We start from the raw sequence: 22079 nt of genomic DNA, 5'->3' as shown, positions 1-22079 counted from the left end.
TACGCACGAAGCCTGCGAAGGCAGGCTTTTTCATCTAATATTAAATATTAATAAATAATTCAGCCCGCGCAGGCGGGCTTTGCCCGTGTAGCTGCACCTTTTAAGGTGTCAGTACGAGGGAAAATGAATCAGCCCTGCCCTTAAAAAGGGGGGAATAATTGCTAAGCGGGTATTACATTTGCACATCCCTAAGCAATACTGCCTCTTTTTCTAGCTTCTTTATAAGAAGTTCCCACATTTTGTAACCCAACTCGAATCATTTGTTGTTCGAGTAAAGCAAAAAAACGAACCCGATCACCTCCTCGAATTACTGCCTGATTATGAGCTTCAGCTAACGCCACAGGATAACCATATCCTTTACTAACTTGCCCTAACATAATACCTAATGCTTGCTCTAATAAGGTCGAATCTTGAGCCACCCAAGCCGGAATTTCTATGCGAGCAATTTCTGTTCCCACATTAACATAACAAAAATAAATATGTTGTTCTTCTCCATATAAATCTAAAATACGTAAAGAACTTCGCCATAATGGTCCCCGTTGTCCGGGTTGTAATAATTGTCCCCAAACTGTCGTATCTCTTAGAGGTTCAATGACTTGACAAGGGGCTTGTTTTTCTTCTAAATCTAAACAATAACTACCACAATTAGGGTTATCAAACGGACAAGTATATAACCGTAAAAAATTAACTGCTTCAGTGCTACGAGAGGCACTTACATAACCCATGAAGGGGATACGCGCTTCTTGTAACTGTTCCCAAGCTGACAGAATGGGAGGTAAAATGCGATCGCGGGCTTCATAGTGTAAACCATCGAGAAACCAATAAATCAGAGAACCATCCACCATCGCCAAATTAGGGTCATAATGGGCCCCAGGTGGTTGAACCCAACAACAGGCCATTTCTGCTAAGACTTCTGCTTCTAAAACCGTGCGTCGATACCCCATCCATTCTTCTGTACGAATGCCCCATTGTTTAGAAATATAAAGATCTTCGGGTCGATAATAAACTTCCGGTAAACTATCAAGCAATGGGTGTAAATTTTGCCCATAATGCAACATAATTCGCCCCACATTAATTAAATAACAGTAGGCAATTTCGTGGTGAGAGGGGGCAATTTGAGAGCCATCAGTTGCAAAAACACTATGACTATAAGGAGGAGCATTAATAGTTATACAAGTGTTTAGGGGTTCGACGGGAATGGCCACAGAAAATATCAAGTGATCGCGCCAAGTTTCGTGTTTTTCGATTAATTCTTGCTGTTTGGCTTGGATTTCTTGCAAAATAATTTGAGATTGTTCTAATTTTTCATAGCTGGCGGTCACTTGTGCTTTAAAATGTTGACTAATTCCAGGGATTTTTCCGGCGAGTTTGGCGATATCTAACATAATTAAAATCAATCAATGATATTTTTATGACGGAAAAAAAACAATTATCTAGTATTCTTCCTTTATTAATTGGTGTTGCTTGTGTTGTTATTATTGTAGCGGGAATGAGGGCAGCATCTTCAATTTTAAATTCTTTTTTCTTGGGTTTAATGATTGCTATTGGCATTGCTCCTCTGTTGCGCTGGCTAAACAGTAAACGAATTCCTCAAGGTTTAGCGTTGGTTCTAGTTATTTTAGGAGTATTGGTTGCAGGATTAATTTTCATTACTTTTTTGGGAGTTTCTTTGTCTCAATTATCAGAAACTTTGCCTAGTTATGAATTAAAATTAACTGAATTTAAAGATCATATTGAGGTAATTTTGAGAGAAAGCGGTTTAAATGCACAACAGCTTATTCCACTTTCACAATTATCAATTATCAATTATCAATTATCAATTAATAATAAGATGTCGTTCACTATCAAAATTAACCCGTCCTTGACGTTGAAATTCTCCTAATAAGCGGGTAACTGTCACCCTTGTAGTACCGATAGCACTGGCCAAATTTTGATGAGTTAAACGAACGGATAAACGAGTACCTTGAAGATGTGTTTCTCCCATTTCTTGTTTCAGTAAATTAAGTAATTCTTGTAATCTTTCTTCAACCCGTTTTAAACCCGCGATCGCTAATAAAGCTTCAGTTTGTCTCATACGTCTTACCAATTGATTTAACATCATTTGAGCCAAAACAGAGGAATCATTAATGTCAGTCAAAGGATACCATTTAAGATATATATCAGATAAAGCTTTTGCTTGATAAGACTCCAAATGAGTCAACCATAAGCCAAAAAAGGTAGAAGTTTGGGCCCAACCTAATAAAATTTCTTCCCCTTGATGAGACAGTTGACTCAGTTGAGCCACCCCGCGATAAACTTGCCAAACTCCCTCAGAAACTAAAGGAATTTCCTCACCTCGCTCATAAAAGTGTAATCGCCCTTCCTCTGTGGATTCACGGGAGGACAGAGGGTGAGTCAGGTGATCGGTTAACAACATCTCGCTTATCTAGTCTTCCTGCTGTAAAACAGCACTACATTGACAGATAGTGTAAAACATGAAGGTAAACTTCAGGTAATCAATAGATTAAAATATCTTTGAACTCTTGTAGTAGGATGGGTTAGCACAGCGTAACCCATCCTACAATCATTAACATTGTGGAATGCCCCTACGCCAAGAATCAAAATCGCAGTCAGACAGTCTACAATACGATAAATTCAACTGACTAATAATTTTGAGACAGCTTAGAGAGAAGACAGTGCCTAAACGTAATTCTTGGTTATTTTCGTTAATAATATGTACTGGGTTGTGCCAACTAGGTGCGCCAGTAATGGGGCAAGCACTTCTGCCCTACACACCCCCATTAAATAGGGAGCAATTACAAAAACAAGGGTTAGAATGGGCAGAAGAAGCCATTTACCTGACACGATTTCAACAATATGAGCGGGCGTTATCCCTGGCTAAATTAGCTAGTCAGTTAGCGGCTAATGATTATCAACCCTGGTTTATTTTAGGAACTTTATACCTACAGCAACAACAAGTAGACGCAGGAATTGAAGCGTTACAAAAAGCCTTATCTCTAGCACCTAAAGAAGCGGGTATTAAATTTACTTTGGGGAATGCTTATTTCCAAAAAGGGGAATATCAAACAGCCGTTACTCAATTAGAAGAAGGGTTAAAGCTAAAGCCTAATACTCCAGCCGCTTTATTTGATCTAGGCAATTCTTATCTGAAATTAGGCAAAATGACAGAAGCGATCGCGGTCTATAATAAAGCTGTCGCTCAAGAAAAAAACTTTTGGCCTGCCATCAATAATATTGGCTTAATTCAATATGAACAAGGTAATATTAAAGAAGCAATTGATAACTGGCAAGCTGCTATTAAACTTGATGCGGAACAACCAGAACCCCAATTAGCTGTTGCGGTTGCTCTTTATTCCCAAGGGAAAAAAGAAGAAGCTCTCAAAATAGGAGAAACTGCTCTTAAATCGGATAGTCGTTATGGAGATATTAAATTTTTAGCGGATAATTTATGGGGTAAAAAGTTATTAGAAGATACGCAAAAATTCTTTACGAATCCACAAATGAAAGCAGTTCTTGAGAGTCTCGAACCAAAATCTTCAACTCAAATCAATCCTGTATCGGTTTTGAATAATGTAGGTTGGGTTGAACGATAGTGAAACCCAACAAAACCTTTATCGGTTCTGAATAATTTAGGTTAGTTTGAAACATAGTGAAACCCAACAAAACCTTTGTGTTGGGTTTCGTACCTCAACCCAACCTACGAAAGCCGATGATTAGCCACAGTCTCCAAAATTTGAGCCACAAACTGTTGATGGTCTACCACAGGTTTAGAAATATAACCGTCAGCCCCGCTTTGTGCTAAAAAATTTTCCCGATCACCTTCCATAGCATGGGCAGTAACTAAAATAACAGGTAACTTAGCGGTTTTAGGATCAGCTTTGAGAAATTGGGTAATTTTAATCCCGTCTACTGCTTCCCCTTGATAAACACTACGGGAAAGAGAAACATCCATTAGAATAATGTCAACTTCTCCTGCTTGGGCGATTCTCATCACCTCTTCCACATCTTCAGTTCCTTTGACCTCTAAACCTCCCCGTTTAGTGAGAATTTTAGAGAATACACGCAAATTGATAGGATCATCTTCTACAATCAGAACGGTTGTCATAAGACTCAAGGGAGTTATCCTCGTAATAAATTAACGGGATTTTCCGGGGATATTTTTGTACAAAGGGAGTTAAGTTCCCATCAAGATTGATTTAATAGGAAAGAAAAACTCATGGCAAGACAGCTAAAACTCTTAGCGACTGGTCAAATTATCCCCACGGCACTGCATACGGAAATGCAGCGTTCCTATCTAGAGTATGCCATGAGTGTGATCGTCGGGCGCGCTCTTCCTGATGTCCGCGATGGACTTAAACCTGTTCATCGTCGTATTCTCTATGCTATGCACGAACTAGGATTAACTCCTGATCGTCCTTTTCGTAAATCGGCCCGGGTCGTTGGTGATGTTTTAGGGAAATATCATCCCCATGGCGATCAGTCCGTATACGATGCTTTAGTGCGGATGGTGCAAGACTTTTCCAGTCGCTATCCCCTATTAGGGGGCCATGGCAATTTTGGGTCAATTGATAATGATCCTCCGGCTGCCATGCGTTATACAGAGACTCGCTTGTCCCCTATTGGTGATCAGGGCATGTTGAGTGATATTAGTGAAGCAATTGTTGATTTTACTAATAATTTTGATAATTCTCAACAAGAACCAGTTGTTCTTCCGGCCCAACTTCCTTTTTTATTACTCAATGGTTGTACTGGAATTGCGGTAGGAATGGCCACAAATATTCCTCCCCATAATTTGGGTGAGGTGGTTGATGGGTTAGTTGCTTTGATCGATAATCCTCAATTATCTGATGAAAAGTTATGGCGTTTGATTCCTGGGCCGGATTTTCCTACAGGGGGCCAAATTCTTGAAACAGAAGGTATTCAAGAAACCTATCGTCAGGGAAAAGGTCTGATTCCGGTACGAGGAGTCACTCGCATTGAAACTCTCGATGTAGGGGTTCACCGACGCAAGGAACGCACGGCGATTATTGTCACAGAATTGCCCTATCAGGTTAATAAATCGGCTTGGATTGAAAAAATAGCTGATTTAGTCAATCAGGGACGGTTAGAGGGTATCGCTGATCTTCGAGATGAAAGCGATCGCACGGGAATGCGGGTGGTAATTGAATTAAAACGGGATGCTAAAACAAATACGGTTCTTAATTCTTTGTACAAACAAACAGCCCTACAAAGTAATTTTGGGGCGATTATGTTGGCTTTGGTGGATAATCAACCCCGTCAGTTATCCCTACGTCAATTATTAGAGGAATTTTTAAGTTTTCGGGAACAAACTCTCACTCGTCAATATAGTTATGAATTACAAGAGTGTCAAAGTCGATTACATCTGTTAGAAGGGTTATTAATTGCTTTAAATAATCTCGATAGGATGATTGATATTTTACGTCATGCGACTGATGGAACCACCGCTAAAGTTAGATTAGAAACAGATTTAAAGATTAGTGATTCCCAAGCGAATGCTATTTTAGCCATGCCGATGCGTCGTTTAACTGGGTTAGAACGACAAAAATTAGAGGCAGATTATGAAGTGTTACAAACTCGTATTCAAGAGTTAGAAACCTTGCTTAATAATCGTCAAGAATTGCTGAATACCTTAAAGAAAGAATTGCGCTCGCTTAAACGTAAATTTGGAGATAAACGTCGTACTCGTATTATCACACCAACTGCAAAAAAAAAATCTGAATCTTCTGAAGTATCTAGCAAAAAGACTGAAGTTTCTGAGGTATCTTCTAAAAAATCTATTACTCCTGAAGTATCCAATAAAAAGACTGAAGTTGCTGAGGTAAAAGCGGAACCAAGCCCCACTCAAAATTTTAAGCTATTTACTCCTCAAACGCCTCCAGACGAAGCCATTCTCGAAATTACCCATCAGGGTGAAGTTACTTGGTGTTCCCCTAATTCTGATCCTAATCCAGAGATTATCACTTATCGTCAAGCGATCACTCAACAAGACTATTTTATTAGTATTACTGACTCAGCTAAAGCTTATCCTATTTCGGTATCAGAGATTCCCCCCAGAGAAATTCAATCCATTTCTTTACTGAGTTTACTATCAAAAGCGGCTCAAAGGGATGCTAATAATATTGTCGCTCATTTTTTCCCGTTCCCGGATACTTCAACTCAAGATTTACTATTATTAACTCAACAAGGACGAATAAAACGACTTGCTATTTCCGAATTAAAAGATCTCACCAATCGAGGATTTGTATTAATTAAGCTGAAAGAAGGGGATTATCTCAATTATGTTTGTCCCACCCAAGAAGGCGAAGAAGCTGTTATTGCTACATCTGGGGGACGTATATTACGATTTGGGGTAACAGATGAATCTATCCCCATTATGGGCAGAAATGCCCAAGGAAATCAAGGGGTAAAATTGCGTTATGGAGAAAGTTTAGTCAGTTGTCTCACTATTAATAAAACCCAAAATTTATTATTAGTTTCTCAACTGGGTTATGGTAAACAATTGCCCTCATCTAGTCTAAGATTAACTAAATTAGGAGATGTGGGAACTCAAGCTATGCAATTTACCAGTAAAACTGATAGTTTAGCTGGCCTGATGACAGTTGAAAAAGGAGGGGAAATTCTCTTGTTAACGAATCATAACCGACAGTTTAAAATCCCTATTGATTCAGTTAAATTATGGGGAAAAGATGGCACAGGAGATAAATTAGTTAAACTTAAAAATGAGGAAATTATTATTAAGATATTTAGCTAAAACAGGATATAAACTAATAAAAGTTATAGTCTATATGCTCTATAAAATTCTTTAACCCATTGTAGGGGCATGGCATCATTATCTTTAAAATCAAACCAAAATCTTCATATTGCCATGCCCAATTAATAATATAGCAATTCTCATACTCGTGAGGTACAGAGTTTTCTAGTTTTTGAGAACGCCGGAACGCCGGAATAAATTAAAGTGTACCTCATGAGTCCAAGAAACGCTATAGTGACTCAAGTTGCTTTAATAATATATCTCTAAACGGTTGTAATACTAAGTCTAATTCAGGATTTTGTACAGGAGAAGGAAGCATATCACTAAACCAGGTATTCATAGGCAAATTATCAACTACTAACCAAAAATCAGATGGAATTGAACCGTCAAGATGACGACTGACCACTCCAAAACCAGTCCGTTCACGACGATATTTAAGCATAGGTGCATTATCTTTTACCCATTCATAAAAATTCTCTGATTTCTCCATTGTTTTTATTAGTTCTTGTTGAAGTTCGGCAGAAAATTCGGTTTGTGTCCCTAAAATCCAAGCTTTTTGTAGTAAATCATTTCGTTTTGATGGGTTCTTCCACGCTTCAATGACATCAGATGCAGGTTGACCAATATTATCCGGTATTGGTTGATTTTGAGACAGGGATAATAAAGCTTTACTTAGTATTGTTCCATAGTTTTTTAGGTCTTTTTCTGCTGCTTTAAAGTTCCCTTCCCACCAATAAATTCCCCCTCGACTTTGATGTAATAGTGTATTAAATTCTCCTGCTTCAGAATACTTTTCTAATAACTCAGTATACCGACTTATCATTCCTTGTAATACTTGAGGATAAATTAATTGTAAATTAGGCGATCGCCATAAAGGACTTGTCATAAATAAAGGATCTCTTAAACATTCTAAAATAAAAGAATCTAAGGCTAATTGAGGTTTATTTTGTGCTAATAAACTTAATCCTAAACCGTACATAATTCCTCGTTTAGCAGGAACTAATTTAACTGACTGTGAAAATGCTTTTGTCGCGGCCAAAAAATTACCTTGTAATTGTAATTTTAACCAGCCTAAATTAGTATAGCCAAATTCATTATAAGGGGAAACTTTGATTCCTTTTTCTAACCATTTAACACTATCATTAATTAATAATTGACGCTGTTGAGGAGAGGGGACTTGTAAACCAATATTGCCTAAATTCCAGCCTAACTGATAAGGATAATAAGGTTCCCAAGGAACTAATTCATGAGATCGACCTAACCATTTAACAAATAATTCTAATTTTTGTTGATTTAATGCAGTAAATGATTGAGAGGAAAGTTGCCAGGCCCGATGAATGGGAATTAACCATATTATCATCACTAAAACTATGCCTAAACTACTATATAAAACTCCATAAGCAGGTATTTTAAAAAAAGAAAAATGATGTTCTTGTTTATCAGTTAAGACAAAATTTAGATAAGCTAAATAAATAACTAAGGTTCCACTGATTGAGATATTATCCAGTTGATAATCAGTTGAACTCATTACCAAATAAGCAAATAAAGCACCCCATATACTCCAGAAAAAAATAGTATTTTTAGGTGTTTCTAAGTCTTTATTCTTGGATAACCATTGCCAACTATAATAACTTAATAAAATAGTTATTAGTAGAATAGGAACAATACCAAAAATTCCCATTTCTGCCCATAATTGAACTGGAGTGCTATGTAATTGATAAGCTAATTCTGACTCTCTTCCGGCCCAAATAGGACGATATTTTTGATATAAAAGAGGAACTCCTCCTAATCCAATTCCAGTTAAAGGATGACTACTTCCCATACTCCAACCAATGGCTGTATTAATCAGACGATAAGCAAATTCGCCTCCTCCTTTTCCTTGAAATACTGCCATCCATAAAGTACGGATTCGGTTATTAACTAAGGCTATTATTAGTAATAATAATAATCCTCCTATTCCTCCAATTCCTAACCATAAACGAGCAGTTGTTTTATGCCATATTAAAATAATAAACCCGACTACAAATAAAGCAAATAATCCTAACCATCCTCCTCTAGAACTGGTAGTATAAAGATCTAATAATCCTAAAACTATGCCGATAATCCATATTATTCTTTGTTTTCCAGTATATTTAATAGCTAATCCTACTAATAAAGGTAAAGCTAATAACAGATAACCTGCTACATAATTTTGATGGCCTATGGGGGCCCAATTTCGTAATTCAATATTCGAGAAATCAAATGTTAAATTAACGCCAAGTCGTTTAAATGTGTTTAGTCTAGAGAGTTCAGGTAATAAAGTTTGAGTTGTCCAAAGTATCAGACTAATAACAATAAATCCTAGATTAAGATATCCTTGAAAGATCAGTAATTTGTTCCATCCTTTTTGAGAATTAATCCAATTTTTTAAGATATATAAAGCAGCGACAAAACAGAAACTTACCCATCCATACCATCGCGCTTGAGAAGAAAATTCAGCAAATAGACTAGAGATAATTATTCCGATTATAATTAATCCCATTCCCCAATCTAATCCCAATCCTAATTTTTTCAGCCGTTTTGTTTGAGCGAATATGACTAATAATAAAATTACCGGACAAAGTAAACCAACTTGCCAAATAAAAACCCATGACCATTTAACCATTAAACTATGGCTATCAGGAAGTAAGGTAAATAAAGCGTAAAAACAGGCAATGAGAATGGCTAATAAACGTCCGGCTGATGGTGTAGATTCAGAATGGGATACAGATGTCATTTCAGTTATCAGTTATCAGTTATCAGTTACTACCGCAAACAAGTCAGTAGCTTGAAGCAAGGAATATTTTTATTTCTATCCCCTTGAAAGAGAAGGATTGAAACCTCTTTTTTGGGTCTGAGTCATAAGACAGTTAAAATATTATTAGAATATAAGCCCTTATATTAATATACTATCAAACCATGAATAAATTTAATTTAATTAATTATATTTTCAGATTTTATCGAGACAAAACGATTAACAATAGAAGGAGATTAATTATCAAATCACCATGAACGAGACTAATCATAATAGTTTATCAATTCCGAGAATTTTAGATGCAAATCTAGATCGGGCAAGAGAAGGATTAAGAATAATAGAAGAATGGTGTCGCTTTGGCTTAGAAAATAGTCAATTAGCAGAAGAATGTAAACAAATGCGTCAAGAAATTGCTCATTGGCATACATCAGATTTAAGATTAGCTAGAGATACACCGAATGATCCTGGAACAGAATTATCCCATCCCCAAGAAGAAAAAAGAAACAGTATTGATCAACTTTTACAAGCTAATTTATGTCGCATTCAAGAAGCATTAAGAGTTTTAGAAGAATATGGTAAACTCTATCATCCACAAATGGGACTAACATTTAAACAAATTCGTTATCAAGTTTATACTTTAGAAAGTAATCTATTACAATCTTATCGATTACAAAAACTAAAAGAATCTCCCTTATATTTAGTAACATCTCCTCATGATAATCTCTTTTCAATTGTTGAAAAAGCTTTACAAGGAGGTTTGAACTTAGTCCAATATAGAGATAAAAATACAGATGATATAATTAAACTAGAAACTGCTAAAATACTTTGTCAACTATGTCATAAATACGAAGCATTATTTATTATGAATGATCGAGTAGATATAGCTTTAGCAGTTAATGCTGATGGTGTACATCTAGGACAACAAGATATCCCCATTGCCTTAGCTAGACAAATTATTGGACCTAATAGAATTATTGGAAGATCAACAACTAATGAGCAAGAAATGGCCAAAGCAATAACAGAAGGAGCAGATTATATTGGAGTTGGCCCAGTTTATTCTACTCCAACTAAAGCAGGTAAAAAAGCCGCCGGATTAACCTATGTCAACTATGCAACAAACACTGCTAAAATTACCTGGTTTGCTATTGGTGGAATTGATACAATTAATATTAATGAAGTGATCAATGCTGGAGCCAAGCAAATAGCGGTTGTTCGTGCTATTATGGAAGCAGAAAACCCAACTATAATCACCAAAAAACTTCTCTCTCAACTTAAGGGTTAACTGATGAATACTACCTCTGAAATTACCCTACAAGTGAATGGAAAACCAGTTACTTGTAGTCCCAATACTAACTTAACCCAAATGCTACAACAAATAGGCTTAAATCCTCGCTTAATTGCGGTAGAATATAATGGAGAAATTCTCCATCGACAATATTGGGAAACCACCTTATTAAAAACAGGCGATCGCTTAGAAATTGTCACAATTGTAGGTGGTGGATAAATTATTAATTAATGAACTGAAATTATGGCTAATCAAACCCTTGGACTTTCTCCCAATCTTTATCAATACTTTCAAAGTGTCTCCCTTCGGGAAGCTGATATTCTTAAACAACTGCGTCAAGAAACAGCACAACATCCTATGGGAATGATGCAAATTGCGCCAGAACAAGGACAATTTATGGCATTTTTGATACAATTAATGGGAGCAAAAAAGACCTTAGAAATAGGTGTTTTTACAGGATATAGTGCCTTAGTTGTGGCTTTAGCATTGCCTCAATATGGTCAAATTATCGCCTGTGATGTTGATGAAGAATATACCGCGATCGCTCGTCGTTATTGGGAAAAAGCAGGAGTTTCTCATAAAATTGATCTGCGAATTGCGCCTGCTTTAGAAACATTAGATAAACTCATTGCTGAGGGACAAACAAATAGCTTTGATTTTGCTTTTATTGATGCCGATAAAAGCAACTATGATAATTATTATGAAAAAGCACTTTTGTTAGTGCGACAGGGCGGATTAATTGCCATAGATAATGTATTATGGAGTGGAAAAGTTGCCGATTCAACTGTACAAGATAATCGCACCCAAAAGATACGAGATTTGAATAAAAAACTCCATAAAGATCCGAGAATAACCCTTAGTTTATTGCCCCTTGCTGATGGATTAACTTTAGCTATTAAAAGTTAGAATTTTCTGTTTTCTTTAAAATATTATCAATGGGACTAAAATTGTTTCTGTATCAAAAAACATGAAAACCTATTCTATACAAACTCAATTAAAAGCTCTCTATGAACAAGATGAACATCTTTGGTTAACCGAAATGGTTAAACTTTTAAAGGAAAATCGTCTAAATGAATTAGATATTGAGAATTTAATTGAGGAGTTAGAAGATTTGGGTAAACGAGATAAAAATAAAGTTGAAAGTTTGTTAAGACAGATCATAATTCATCTTTTATTACTTCAATATTGGACAGAAGAATATGAGTATAATTATAGACACTGGCAAGGAGAAATAGCAACTTTTAGAATTCAACTAAATCGAGCATTAACCACAAATCTTAAAAAATATTTATTAGAAAATCAAGAAGACATTTATCAAGAGGCTGTTTTTATTGTTACTCAAAAAACTGGTCTATCTATTAATATTTTTCCATCAAACTCTCCTTATTCTCTAGAACAACTATTAAATAAAGATTGGTTGCCTGAAAAATTTAAGTAAATCCAAAGAATAAGGTTTATAATTAATCTAGAAAGATGAAGATCATTACATACTTATGATGCTAATTACTGTCAGCGAAAATACATTAATATTAGATACTGGTAATCAGGTTATTTTCCTTCATCAGCAGTGGGAAGATTATGAACGATTACTTAGTTTACGTCAAGATAAAACCTATCCTAAACTATATTTTAATGCCAAAACCCAAGAAATTAGGCTTATGTCCCCTTTACCAAGTCATGGAAATCGTGTTGATACTCTAAGCGACTTAGTTAAAATTATCTTACGTCGAAAAGGAAAAGATTGGCAGTGTTTTGATCCAATTACTTTAAAAATCCCTAATCAAGCAGGTTTAGAACCGGATACCTGTTTTTATATTGAAAATAGACAAGCTATCTTAGGAAAAGATAAGATTGATTTAACTGTTGATCCTCCTCCTGATTTAGCAATAGAAGTTGATTTTACTTCAATTACTGATATAGGAGCATATCAATTACTTAAAATTCCTGAATTGTGGGTTTATCGTCGGGAAAGCTTAAAGGTTTATCTTTTTCAAAGACTTTCTAATAATGACTATGCAGCAGAATATTTAAAAGCGTCTTTTGATGAAACAATGAAAGATGGCAATATGGATGTTTTTTTACTCGCTCTTAAAAATGTTATTAATAGGAAATTACTTTAATGAAATACAAGGGAGAAATGTTATACTTTAACTAATGTAAATTTCATTACATTTCAATTAATAGGAGTATCAGGTTATGTCAATCACTGTGGAAGTTGAACTTAAGTAAATTTTAAGTCAAATTAATCAGAATCTAAATAACATTCAGAAAGATGTCACCGATATTAAGGTTAAATTAACTAAGGTTGAGGGTGATATTCAACGTCTGGATGACAAAATTGATGGTGTCGAAAAACGTTTAGAGGAAAAGATTGATAGTGATGTTAAACGTCTAGAGGAGAAAATTGACGGTGTAGAGAAACGTCTAGAGGGTAAAATTGATGGTGTCGAAAAACGTTTAGAGGGTAAAATTGATGGTTTAGGAAAGCGATATATTATTACCCAAAAATCTGGGATTGAAATTACCAGTCAGATGAACTGGTTAATTACCTAGACCAGTGCGATCGCTGATCTTGTAGGTTGGGTTGAGGAACGAAACCCAACAAATCGTTGACAATAACCATTATATCTGGGCTAACGCAGATTCCGGCCCAACCACCGATAAATAGGGAGAAAGTAAATAATCCTTAGCCACTTGTTGCGCCTTTTCTGGAGTAACTTGATTAATTTTTTCCTGAAAATCCTGATCAAATTCTATCCCTAATCCTAACGTCTCATACCAACCATATAATTGAGCAACTTCTGAATTAGTTTGTTTCCCTAACGCATATTGTCCCAATAATTTATTCTTAGCTGTTTGTAATTCTTCAGGGGTCAATAAACACTCAGATAACCGCTCTGTTTCCCCTTGTAAACCTTCTAAAGCAATAGTAGTATTTTGGGGCGCAGTGCCAATATAAACCACAAATTGAGAGGTTTCTAAACGAGTCGGATAAACCGCCGAAACATCATAAGCTAATCCCCGTTTTTCCCGTAATTCTACAAACAAACGACTAGATAACCCATTACCTAAATAAGTACTCAATAATTTAAGGGCCGCATAATCAGGACTCTTGACCCCAACCGTCAAATATCCTAACATCACAATCGATTGTTGCGTCTCTTGAAAAATCAAATTTTGAGACGGACAAGGCGTTAAAATCGGAAAAATAGGACTATTTACACTCTCAGAAGGAACTTGCCAATCTCCGAAAGTTTTATCAATTAATCTCATCCCTTCATCAACGGTAATACGCCCCGATAAACTCACAATCAGATTATCAGGTCTAAAATGGGTCTGATGATACTTTTGTAGGTCTTCTTGCCTCAATTTCGATAGGCTTTCGGGGGTTCCCAACACCGATACCCCATAAGGATGATTCGGATACATGGCTTCCCGTAATTGATTAAAAGCCACATTAAAGGGTTGTTCTTGTTGAGAACGAATATTTTGGGCAATGAGACGCTTTTCTAAAGTAATTTCCGCTTCAGGAAAAGAAGGCGATCGCATAATTTCCGCCATTAATTCCAGCATGGGGTGAAAATCAGCCGAAACCGTCTTAAGACTCATCACCAAATAATCTGAGGCAGCATCAGCCCCTAAACTAGCCCCAATTGATTCTACCGCTTCAGCAATTTCTACAGAGGATAATCTTTGTGTTCCTTTAGTAATAACAGTAGCTAATAAATTAGATAATCCCGCTTTTTCTCGTGTTTCCCAGATAGATCCACTATTTTTCAGAAAAAAACGCCCGGCAATCACATCAGCCGAGGGATTTTCCCTCACAATTACTGTTATACCATTATCTAAAATTAAATGATGAATCCCTGGAGTTTGGCCCGTTCCTTTGACTTTGTGCATTTTTACTCAATTTAGCTGAATTAACAAGGCTGCATTACTGTAATAGCATACCGTTCAGGAGACAAATATTCACAGGCAATGCGTTGTAAGTCTTGGGGGGACAATTTTTCAATAATTAGGGGATAAGATAAAGAAAGTTCAGCCGAAGCAATAGTCTCATAATAACCATATAAACCCGCTAATTGACCAGGAGTTTCCGTCGAAAAGATATAATCATGACATAATAGTCGTTTAGCCCGATTTAATTCTGCTTCGCTTATAAGTTCTACTTGTAATTGAACTAGGCGATCGCAAATTAAATCTTCTACTTTTTCTAAATAAGGCACATCTAACCAAGCCCCAATTGTAAACAAACTAGAGTCTTTTTGTAAAGAAAAACTGCTTTCTATATGCCAAACCAAGTGCTTTTCTTCCCGTAACTCCCGAACTAACCGAGAAGTCCTTCCCGCGCCTAAAATCACCGAGATTAAGTCTAATCCTAACCCATCTTCTAACTTATCAATTCCTGGCCCCACCCATCCCATTAATAACCTTCCTTGTTCTAATCTTTGTAAGTACATTTTATTGCGCCGTACTTCCTGTAAAGGGGGTTCTGCTTTCCAACCTGTGGGGGGACATTCCGAGGGAACATTAAAATCCTTAAATTCCGTCTCAACTAAGGAGAGGGCTTTATCTTGTTGTACATTGCCCACAATCACCACAGTCATGTTCTGAGGTTGATAATGGGTACGATGAAAACAGCGCATCTGATGGGGCGAATATTGTCTTAATCGAGATTCATCACCTAAAATTGACTTTCCGTAAGGATGGTGTTGATATAAACTTTCACAGAGAGTTTGAAACCCTAACCAATCAGGATCATCATAACAAGACCTTATTTCTTCTAGTACCACATCCCTTTCCCGAATAAACTCATCCTCGGCAATTTCCGCTTGTAGAAGAATTTCCGCCAAATAGGGCAAAGTATCGGCTAAATAGGGCGAAGCTGTAGTCAAGAAAAAATGAGCATAATCATGACTTGTCGCTGCATTTGTGACCCCCCCATTATGTTCCACCACTTGATCAAATACCCCTGGCAAAATATTCTTGGTTCCCTTAAAGATCATATGCTCTAAAAAGTGAGCCATACCCTGCCAATTCTTGGGTTCGGCCATTGTCCCTGCTTTTACCCAAACATCAACCACTACCACCGAGGTAACAGGGATATAATGATGAATTACTGTTAATCCTTGGGATAACTTGATTATATTCCCTGGAAAATTAGGGCATTTGAGAAGATTTGATGGGGCTATTAGTTGCACCAGTTGTCAATTAGGTTAGGGTTTGTTTAATTCTAGGTTATCTATGACATTTTGTGGTGAACTCAAGACTTTTATATCTAGAAACCCTAACATTTACCAAAAATAGGAAAAACTGCCGCGCCGTTTTACCTCAGTTTATGACCTGGGTGAACCAGGTGGGTGCCGACTTTTTTTGTTTCTGTTTCCAAGTACAAGCTTGGTTTACTACCACAAAAATAGGTTAGCTCCCTATAAACTCAAAGCATAGATCAAAAAACTTTATTGGCAGTCACCAACGCAGCAGTTTCCCTTCAAGAATTATAAACCTTTATTGAGGATTTTAGCAACCTATCGTAGGGGCGGGTTTTTGACAATATTTTCTAATTCTCACTAATATATTAGATAAACCTGTCCCCATAGTCCCTATTTTCTAATTCTCACTAATATATTAGATAAACCTGTCCCCATAGTCCCTATTTTCTAATTTTCACTAATATATTAGATAAACCTGTCCCCATAGTCCCTATTTTCCCATTCTCACTAATATGTTAGATAAACCTGTCCCCATTGCTGCCATTATTTGTACCTATAATCGTGATTCCTACTTAGGGGATGCCATTGATAGCCTTTTAAACCAAACCTTAGAAGATTATGAGGTCTTAGTGGTAGATAATGCCTCCACAGACCGCACAAAAGAGATTGTGGAGTCTCGTCTATCCCATCCCCGTCTCAGATACGTTTATGAGCCAATTTTAGGGTTGTCTGTGGCTCGTAATCGGGGGGCTAAAGAAACAACTGCTCCTATTATAGCTTATCTCGATGATGATGCGATCGCCACTCCTCAATGGTTAAGTGTGTTAATTGAAGCTTACCAACTCAATGAAAAATTAGCAATCGCTGGTGGTAAAGTGACTCTTATATGGCCTAAAAATATTCCCACTCCAAATTGGATTTCTGCTGATTTAGCGGGGGGTTTAGGGGCTTATGATTTAGGGGATAAAATAGTTTATATTAATAATCCCCAGTTAACACCTAGAGGATTAAATTATTCAATGCGTCGCTCATTTTTAGAACAAATTGGTGGCTTTGATGCTAACTTAGGAAGAGTGGGAAAAAAACTGTTGTCTAATGAAGAATTATATACGACAGAATTGGCCTTGAATAAAGGATGGGAAGTAGCCTATCTTCCTGATGCTTTAGTTGCTCATAATGTTGCCCCAGAAAGACTCAAAGCTGACTGGTTTTTGCGTCGTAGTTGGTGGCAAGGGGTTAGTGAATGTTATCGAGAAGAAATTGCTGGACGAACCGGAATTGAACAATTAGGCAGAGGAGGAGAAAGATTAGTTAGGGGTCTTTATAAGTCCCTAAAATATATCAATAATCCCGCTTTAAGTTTTGATAATCTTGTCTATGCTTATGGTCAAATTGGCTATCTACAAGAAGCCATTAAAATGATGATAACTTCAGGAAACAATCCACAGTGAATAATTAACAATTAATTGGCTAAGGGAGATGTATAATGAAACAAAAAACAGCCTTAATTTGTGGAATATCTGGTCAAGATGGAACTTATTTAGCTCAATATTTACTGGAAAAAGAATATATTGTTTGTGGCACATCAAGAGATGCCCAAATGTCATCTTTTCGAAATTTACAACAATTAGGGATTAAAGATAAAGTCAAATTAGAATCTATGTCCCTCAATGATTTTCGTAGTGTTTTACAAGTTTTAAACAAAATTAAACCAGATGAAGTTTATAATTTAGCGGGTCAAAGTTCTGTCGGATTATCCTTTGAATTACCAGTAGAAACCTTAGAAAGTATTGCCACAGGAACCTTAAATCTTTTAGAAGCAATCCGCTTTACAGGCGCACCAATTAAATTTTATAATGCAGGTTCTAGTGAATGTTTTGGAGATATAGGAGATCAAGCGGCTGATGAATTAACCCCTTTTCGTCCCCGTAGTCCCTATGCTGTGGCTAAATCTGCGGCTTTTTGGGAGGTAGCAAACTATCGAGAAGCTTACGGTATTTTTGCTTGTTCAGGTATCTTATTTAATCATGAATCTCCTTTACGTCCCCAACGGTTTGTGACGCAAAAAATTGTTGCTGCTGCTTGTAATATTGCCCAAGGCAACCATCAACAATTACACTTAGGAAATGTTTCTATTGCGCGAGATTGGGGATGGGCCCCAGAATATGTTAAAGCCATGTATTTAATGTTACAACAAGACCAACCAGATGATTATGTCATCGCTACAGGACAAAGTTATTCTTTAGAGGAATTTGTCGTTAAAACTTTTGAGTGTTTAGGATTAAATTGGCAAAATTATGTCATTACTGATCAAAGTTTATTTCGTCCCACAGATTTAGCTATTAGTCGAGGAAACCCCACTAAAGCTGAAGAAGAATTGGGTTGGAAAGCACAATATAAAATGCCAGATGTGGTTAAAATGATGGTAGAAGATAAGTTAAATAATTGATAATTAATAATTAATAACTGATATATGAATATTTTAATGATTTGTGCCACATTTCCCTATCCTCCTAGTCGTGGAGGAACACAAGGAAGAACGTTTAATTTGCTCAAAAAGATTACAGAAAATCATCAAATTACCTTAATCACTCTACGTTCAGAAGACGTGACAGAGGCAGAAATTGAACAACTCAAAAATTATGTAACAGACTTAATTATTTTTCCCCGTCCTACTGAAGAAAAGACAAAGATTTTAGAAAAAATAAAGCGGTTTAGTCAATTTTTTATTGAAGGAACTCCCCCTAATGTGCGCTATCTTTATTTACCTGAAATTCAACAATGGATAGATGAAGCTGTTGTCAATAAAAAGTTTGATATAATTACTTGTGAACATAGTGTTAATGAAATTTATATTCGTCCCCAATGGAAACAAAAGATAAAAACAGTTATTAATATTCATAGTTCTGTTTATAAAACTTGTTTAAATCAGTTAGAAACAGACACATCAGATAGTGAATTTAGGGATCGTTTATATCTTCCTTTATTACGACGATATGAACAAAGAACTATCTCTAAATTTTCCCATGTTGTGGTAACAACAGACGAAGATGAACAACAAATGAGAGAATTTGCACCTCAAGCAAATATTACTTTAATTGCTAATGGAGTAGACCTAGAAACTTTTCCTTATCGTTCCCATGACCCTGGTGGTCATAATTTAATTTTTGTCGGAGGATTAGACTATTTTGTTAATATTGATGGGGCAGTTTTTTTTAGTCAAAAAGTATTACCTTTACTTCAAGAAAAATATTCTGATACTACCTTAACCTTAGTCGGTTCTAAACCCTCTCCAGAAGTTCAAGAATTAGCTAAACTTCCTGGGATTACAGTAACAGGTAGAGTCCCTTCTGTGGTAGACTATTTACATCAGGCCACGGTAGCTGTTATTCCTTTAAGGACAGGGTTTGGTATGAAGTTTAAAACCCTGGAAGCCATGGCAGCAGGCGTTCCTGTAGTAGCTAGTGATCGTGGTTTAGAAGGAATGGAAACCGATGGAAAAAACGAACCTTTACGAGCATTACGAGCGAATACAATAGACGAGTATATAAAGGCAATTAGTCGTTTATTTGAAGATCAACAATTACGAGAAGAACTTTCAAAAAATGGACGACAATTTATCAAAGAGAACTATACCTGGGAATATTTAGGTAATCAGTATAACCAATTATTATCAGAAAATAAATTATGAATTATGAATTATGAATTATGAATTATGAATTATGAATTATGAATTATGAATTATGAATTATGAATTATGAATTATGAATTATGAATTATGAATTATGAATTATGAATTATGAATTATGAATTATGAATTATGAATTATGAGTTATAATACCTTTCCATTATAGCAGTAAAAAAAAGGTTTAATGCAGTTCCTTTTATTTAAACCCTACAGAAAGTTAAATTAATTAAAGATAATTACTTCATAAATTTGATTTAGTTTGATCTCAAACTCACAAGATATTAAAGTTAATGTATCATCTTTACATTGATAAGTAGTTAACAGCCATTTTTTGTCATCTCTTTTGGTATAATGTTTAACCTGATAGCCATATTGATCAACTAATATATATTCTTAAAAAGTAGAAAGAGAAGAATAGTAATCAAATTTATCACCTTGGTCATAATTTTTGGTACTTTTAGATAAAATTTCAATAATTAAAGTAGGATTTGTGACGTTATCTTGACGATTTTCGACTAATATAGGTTGACCTTTAATGACCATAATATCAGGATAAGTATAAACTCGATAATTGGGAATCCATAATCGTAAATCTGTTATATAAACTTTATAATTCTGTCCTCGTAAAGCTACTTTTAAAGAAGTATAAAAATTTCCTGCTATTTCATTATGATTCTGTGTACCACCAGTCATGGGTATAATTTCTCCGTCAATATATTCATTTCTGAAATCAGAAAGTTCTTCTTGAGTTAAATATTCCTCTGGAGTGTAATAGCATTGTTTAACGATTGATGTCATGTTAATAACCTCATTTTTATGATAATTTGATTAGGAATGTAAGACTAGAAATGCTAAATTACCTAATGCTGATGTAGAAATTAGTCCCGTTTTCCAAGGAATATGATTTTCATTATAAGTTAGTAATAATATAAAGTAAACATCCATAAAAACCCGTGAATAATCTAAATAGTAACCCAAAATTGTCATACTACTAAAGATAAACATAGCACTATAAAAAATACCACTTAGTTTATAAATAAGATTATAATTACAGCGATTTTTAACAATAAAAAAAATAGAAATTAAAATAGTCAATAATAGGATAAACATATAAGCTTCAAATATATTTTTTGCGTTAATTCCACCAGTAATAAGAGATATGAATTTATTAAAAATACCCACAAATGGATAACCAAAATTATCTTTAACTCTAATTTTGCCAGGTAAATTTAAAAGATTAATATAACCAGTCCATAATAAAGGGGGAAGTAAGCTAAACAATAAAGGTTTTATATATTTATGTTTTCGTTGCCAAATACTAGCTAAAATAAGAGCTAAACCCATTAATATTAGAGTTTCTCTAGTTAAACAAGCTAAAGAAATAGCAACCCCTGTTACAATAGGTTTATCCCAACGATAACCATAAAAAGCAAGAATTAAAAATAAACTACTTAATAAATCAGCAGTTCCTAAAGATAATACCATCCAAACCCCAGGAATACACAAAGTTAACAGAGATTGCCATTGAAAAGTTTTATCTGATTTAAAATAAAGACTAATAATCCAAACAATAATAATAATTGATAAATAATTTACACCTACCATAACATAAGGGATAAGTGCCTGATTACCAAAACTAAATAAATAGCTAATCAGAGGATATAAAATACGACGATAACGATAAATTGGATGATCAAGGCTGTTAATGGTTTCAGGATTTTGTAAAAAGGGATCAAAAGCAAGGCTTAAAAATTGTTGTCCATCATAGCCAATTTCTCCTTGATAAATAATGGTATTATTGGGGTTAAGATAAGGAGAAAGTTGTAAAATAGAGCCGATGCGAAAAAATCCTGTAATATTACCATCGAACTTGACAAAGTAAAAATAAATAGTAATAATAGTAACAACAATAAAAGCAATTATAATATTAATCAGTTCAGGAGACAATTTAAGTGATAAGCGTTTCATATAATGATAATTAGACAATTAAGTAGGTAGAAAAATTTAATTACACAAAATCCGTAGGGGCGGGTCTTTTACATAAATTTATGATTCTCACAAATATAATTTTTTATTGCTGAATTTTGACAAATTAATTGCTAAACTTGTAAGAGAACCTTGATCCTGATAAGTATAAAAGAATTAAGATGATAAAGTTAATACCTGTGATTGTGCTATTGGTTTATGTTGGGGGAATTTGGCTATTTATTAAAGGCTATAATTACACTAATTTTAGTCGTCAGTTACTCCCTAAACTTGCCTTAGCCCTCTTGTGGCCAGCTTTGTTAATAATTAATCCATCTTATCGTAAAAACTTTCAAAAAGCGTTAAAGGGACGAGATTAATTG

The 22079-nt window shown here is 35.3% G+C and carries 20 protein-coding genes and 1 other RNA gene; 12 read left to right on the top strand and 9 right to left on the bottom strand.

The window, feature by feature from the left end:
- Positions 1-188: 188 nt before the first annotated feature.
- Positions 189-1385 (bottom strand): DNA double-strand break repair nuclease NurA, encoded by a 1197-nt coding sequence (locus tag AsFPU1_RS07430; protein ID WP_124973501.1) that lies wholly within the window; start codon positions 1383-1385, stop codon positions 189-191.
- A gap of 26 nt (positions 1386-1411) precedes the next feature.
- On the opposite strand from AsFPU1_RS07430, the gene AsFPU1_RS07425 reads away from it, so the two are divergent.
- Positions 1412-1882: an AI-2E family transporter gene (locus tag AsFPU1_RS07425; protein ID WP_124973499.1), complete on the top strand. Its 471-nt coding sequence runs from the start codon at positions 1412-1414 to the stop codon at positions 1880-1882.
- Here the strand turns inward: AsFPU1_RS07425 and AsFPU1_RS07420 are convergent.
- On the bottom strand, positions 1817-2416 hold the full coding sequence (locus AsFPU1_RS07420) for a Crp/Fnr family transcriptional regulator (RefSeq protein ID WP_124973497.1): 600 nt from the start codon (positions 2414-2416) through the stop codon (positions 1817-1819). The genes AsFPU1_RS07425 and AsFPU1_RS07420 overlap by 66 nt on opposite strands.
- Before the next feature lie 232 nt (positions 2417-2648).
- Between AsFPU1_RS07420 and AsFPU1_RS07415 the strand changes: the two genes are divergently transcribed.
- Positions 2649-3593: a tetratricopeptide repeat protein gene (locus AsFPU1_RS07415; protein ID WP_124973495.1), complete on the top strand. Its 945-nt coding sequence runs from the start codon at positions 2649-2651 to the stop codon at positions 3591-3593.
- A 104-nt stretch (positions 3594-3697) separates the two neighbouring features.
- Here the strand turns inward: AsFPU1_RS07415 and AsFPU1_RS07410 are convergent, their stop codons facing one another.
- Positions 3698-4105, bottom strand: a complete 408-nt coding sequence (locus AsFPU1_RS07410) for a response regulator (protein WP_124973493.1) — start codon at positions 4103-4105, stop codon at positions 3698-3700.
- A gap of 111 nt (positions 4106-4216) precedes the next feature.
- On the opposite strand from AsFPU1_RS07410, the gene AsFPU1_RS07405 reads away from it, so the two are divergent.
- A complete protein-coding gene (locus AsFPU1_RS07405; RefSeq protein ID WP_124973491.1) occupies positions 4217-6772 on the top strand; it encodes a DNA gyrase/topoisomerase IV subunit A in 2556 nt (851 codons plus the stop codon).
- A 229-nt stretch (positions 6773-7001) separates the two neighbouring features.
- Here the strand turns inward: AsFPU1_RS07405 and AsFPU1_RS07400 are convergent, their stop codons facing one another.
- Positions 7002-9527, bottom strand: a complete 2526-nt coding sequence (locus AsFPU1_RS07400) for an O-antigen ligase family protein (RefSeq protein ID WP_124973489.1) — start codon at positions 9525-9527, stop codon at positions 7002-7004.
- Between the two features lie 271 nt (positions 9528-9798).
- On the opposite strand from AsFPU1_RS07400, the gene AsFPU1_RS07395 reads away from it, so the two are divergent.
- The 5 genes from AsFPU1_RS07395 (at position 9799) to AsFPU1_RS07375 (ending at position 12950) form a co-directional block, all read left to right on the top strand.
- Entirely contained in the window at positions 9799-10827 is a 1029-nt protein-coding gene (locus tag AsFPU1_RS07395) for a thiamine phosphate synthase (RefSeq protein WP_124973487.1), read from the top strand.
- A gap of 3 nt (positions 10828-10830) precedes the next feature.
- On the top strand, positions 10831-11049 hold the full coding sequence (thiS, locus tag AsFPU1_RS07390; protein ID WP_124973485.1) for a sulfur carrier protein ThiS: 219 nt from the start codon (positions 10831-10833) through the stop codon (positions 11047-11049).
- 24 nt (positions 11050-11073) lie between these two features.
- Positions 11074-11736 (top strand): class I SAM-dependent methyltransferase, encoded by a 663-nt coding sequence (locus AsFPU1_RS07385; RefSeq protein ID WP_124973483.1) that lies wholly within the window; start codon positions 11074-11076, stop codon positions 11734-11736.
- A 61-nt stretch (positions 11737-11797) separates the two neighbouring features.
- Positions 11798-12268: a DUF29 domain-containing protein gene (locus tag AsFPU1_RS07380; RefSeq protein ID WP_124973481.1), complete on the top strand. Its 471-nt coding sequence runs from the start codon at positions 11798-11800 to the stop codon at positions 12266-12268.
- A 55-nt stretch (positions 12269-12323) separates the two neighbouring features.
- Complete coding sequence (locus tag AsFPU1_RS07375; protein ID WP_124973479.1) at positions 12324-12950, top strand: Uma2 family endonuclease; 627 nt, start codon at positions 12324-12326, stop codon at positions 12948-12950.
- Between the two features lie 502 nt (positions 12951-13452).
- On the opposite strand, the gene AsFPU1_RS07365 is transcribed toward AsFPU1_RS07375, so the two are convergent.
- The 3 genes from AsFPU1_RS07365 to ssrS form a co-directional block, all read right to left on the bottom strand.
- A complete protein-coding gene (locus AsFPU1_RS07365; RefSeq protein WP_124973477.1) occupies positions 13453-14730 on the bottom strand; it encodes a M16 family metallopeptidase in 1278 nt (425 codons plus the stop codon).
- Positions 14731-14750: 20 nt separating this feature from the next.
- Entirely contained in the window at positions 14751-16034 is a 1284-nt protein-coding gene (locus AsFPU1_RS07360; protein WP_438357508.1) for a M16 family metallopeptidase, read from the bottom strand.
- Between the two features lie 102 nt (positions 16035-16136).
- A non-coding RNA gene (ssrS, locus tag AsFPU1_RS07355) (6S RNA) lies at positions 16137-16320 on the bottom strand.
- Between the two features lie 235 nt (positions 16321-16555).
- Here ssrS and AsFPU1_RS07350 point away from each other — a divergent pair.
- From AsFPU1_RS07350 to AsFPU1_RS07340, 3 genes are read left to right on the top strand one after another with little or no spacing between them, the layout of a single operon-like run.
- Positions 16556-17494 carry a glycosyltransferase family 2 protein gene (locus AsFPU1_RS07350; RefSeq protein ID WP_124973475.1) on the top strand — a complete coding sequence of 313 codons (939 nt, stop codon included), beginning with the start codon at positions 16556-16558 and terminating at the stop codon, positions 17492-17494.
- A gap of 35 nt (positions 17495-17529) precedes the next feature.
- Entirely contained in the window at positions 17530-18492 is a 963-nt protein-coding gene (locus tag AsFPU1_RS07345; RefSeq protein ID WP_124973473.1) for a GDP-mannose 4,6-dehydratase, read from the top strand.
- A gap of 24 nt (positions 18493-18516) precedes the next feature.
- Positions 18517-19734, top strand: a complete 1218-nt coding sequence (locus AsFPU1_RS07340; RefSeq protein WP_172957476.1) for a glycosyltransferase family 4 protein — start codon at positions 18517-18519, stop codon at positions 19732-19734.
- Positions 19735-20124: 390 nt separating this feature from the next.
- On the opposite strand, the gene AsFPU1_RS07335 is transcribed toward AsFPU1_RS07340, so the two are convergent.
- The gene (locus AsFPU1_RS07335) at positions 20125-20529 is read right to left on the bottom strand and encodes a Uma2 family endonuclease (protein ID WP_368665963.1); all 405 of its coding nucleotides are present in this window, start codon (positions 20527-20529) and stop codon (positions 20125-20127) included.
- Between the two features lie 30 nt (positions 20530-20559).
- Entirely contained in the window at positions 20560-21699 is a 1140-nt protein-coding gene (locus AsFPU1_RS07330; RefSeq protein WP_124973471.1) for an AZOBR_p60025 family cell surface glycopolymer formation protein, read from the bottom strand.
- Between the two features lie 179 nt (positions 21700-21878).
- Here AsFPU1_RS07330 and AsFPU1_RS07325 point away from each other — a divergent pair, with 179 nt between their 5' ends.
- Positions 21879-22076, top strand: a complete 198-nt coding sequence (locus AsFPU1_RS07325; RefSeq protein ID WP_124973469.1) for a hypothetical protein — start codon at positions 21879-21881, stop codon at positions 22074-22076.
- The last annotated feature ends 3 nt before the right edge of the window (positions 22077-22079 follow it).

This window comes from Aphanothece sacrum FPU1, from assembly GCF_003864295.1.
In the GTDB taxonomy this organism is placed as follows: domain Bacteria; phylum Cyanobacteriota; class Cyanobacteriia; order Cyanobacteriales; family Microcystaceae; genus Aphanothece_B; species Aphanothece_B sacrum.
Note: the sequence above shows the minus strand (reverse complement) of the source record. Positions and strands in the feature narration are given on the sequence as shown.

Bases quoted from the DNA above. Each gene is read 5' to 3' on its own strand.
- AsFPU1_RS07385 (WP_124973483.1), top strand. From the start codon at position 11,074: ATGGCTAATCAAACCCTTGGACTTTCTCCCAATCTTTATCAATACTTT.
- AsFPU1_RS07425 (WP_124973499.1), top strand. From the start codon at position 1,412: ATGACGGAAAAAAAACAATTATCTAGTATTCTTCCTTTATTAATTGGT.
- AsFPU1_RS07375 (WP_124973479.1), top strand. From the start codon at position 12,324: ATGATGCTAATTACTGTCAGCGAAAATACATTAATATTAGATACTGGT.
- AsFPU1_RS07420 (WP_124973497.1), bottom strand. From the start codon at position 2,416: ATGTTGTTAACCGATCACCTGACTCACCCTCTGTCCTCCCGTGAATCC.
- thiS (WP_124973485.1), top strand. From the start codon at position 10,831: ATGAATACTACCTCTGAAATTACCCTACAAGTGAATGGAAAACCAGTT.
- AsFPU1_RS07380 (WP_124973481.1), top strand. From the start codon at position 11,798: ATGAAAACCTATTCTATACAAACTCAATTAAAAGCTCTCTATGAACAA.
- AsFPU1_RS07405 (WP_124973491.1), top strand. From the start codon at position 4,217: ATGGCAAGACAGCTAAAACTCTTAGCGACTGGTCAAATTATCCCCACG.
- AsFPU1_RS07430 (WP_124973501.1), bottom strand. From the start codon at position 1,385: ATGTTAGATATCGCCAAACTCGCCGGAAAAATCCCTGGAATTAGTCAA.
- AsFPU1_RS07340 (WP_172957476.1), top strand. From the start codon at position 18,517: ATGAATATTTTAATGATTTGTGCCACATTTCCCTATCCTCCTAGTCGT.
- AsFPU1_RS07335 (WP_368665963.1), bottom strand. From the start codon at position 20,529: ATGACATCAATCGTTAAACAATGCTATTACACTCCAGAGGAATATTTA.
- AsFPU1_RS07345 (WP_124973473.1), top strand. From the start codon at position 17,530: ATGAAACAAAAAACAGCCTTAATTTGTGGAATATCTGGTCAAGATGGA.
- AsFPU1_RS07410 (WP_124973493.1), bottom strand. From the start codon at position 4,105: ATGACAACCGTTCTGATTGTAGAAGATGATCCTATCAATTTGCGTGTA.
- AsFPU1_RS07400 (WP_124973489.1), bottom strand. From the start codon at position 9,527: ATGACATCTGTATCCCATTCTGAATCTACACCATCAGCCGGACGTTTA.
- AsFPU1_RS07330 (WP_124973471.1), bottom strand. From the start codon at position 21,699: ATGAAACGCTTATCACTTAAATTGTCTCCTGAACTGATTAATATTATA.
- AsFPU1_RS07325 (WP_124973469.1), top strand. From the start codon at position 21,879: ATGATAAAGTTAATACCTGTGATTGTGCTATTGGTTTATGTTGGGGGA.
- AsFPU1_RS07350 (WP_124973475.1), top strand. From the start codon at position 16,556: ATGTTAGATAAACCTGTCCCCATTGCTGCCATTATTTGTACCTATAAT.
- AsFPU1_RS07365 (WP_124973477.1), bottom strand. From the start codon at position 14,730: ATGCACAAAGTCAAAGGAACGGGCCAAACTCCAGGGATTCATCATTTA.
- AsFPU1_RS07395 (WP_124973487.1), top strand. From the start codon at position 9,799: ATGAACGAGACTAATCATAATAGTTTATCAATTCCGAGAATTTTAGAT.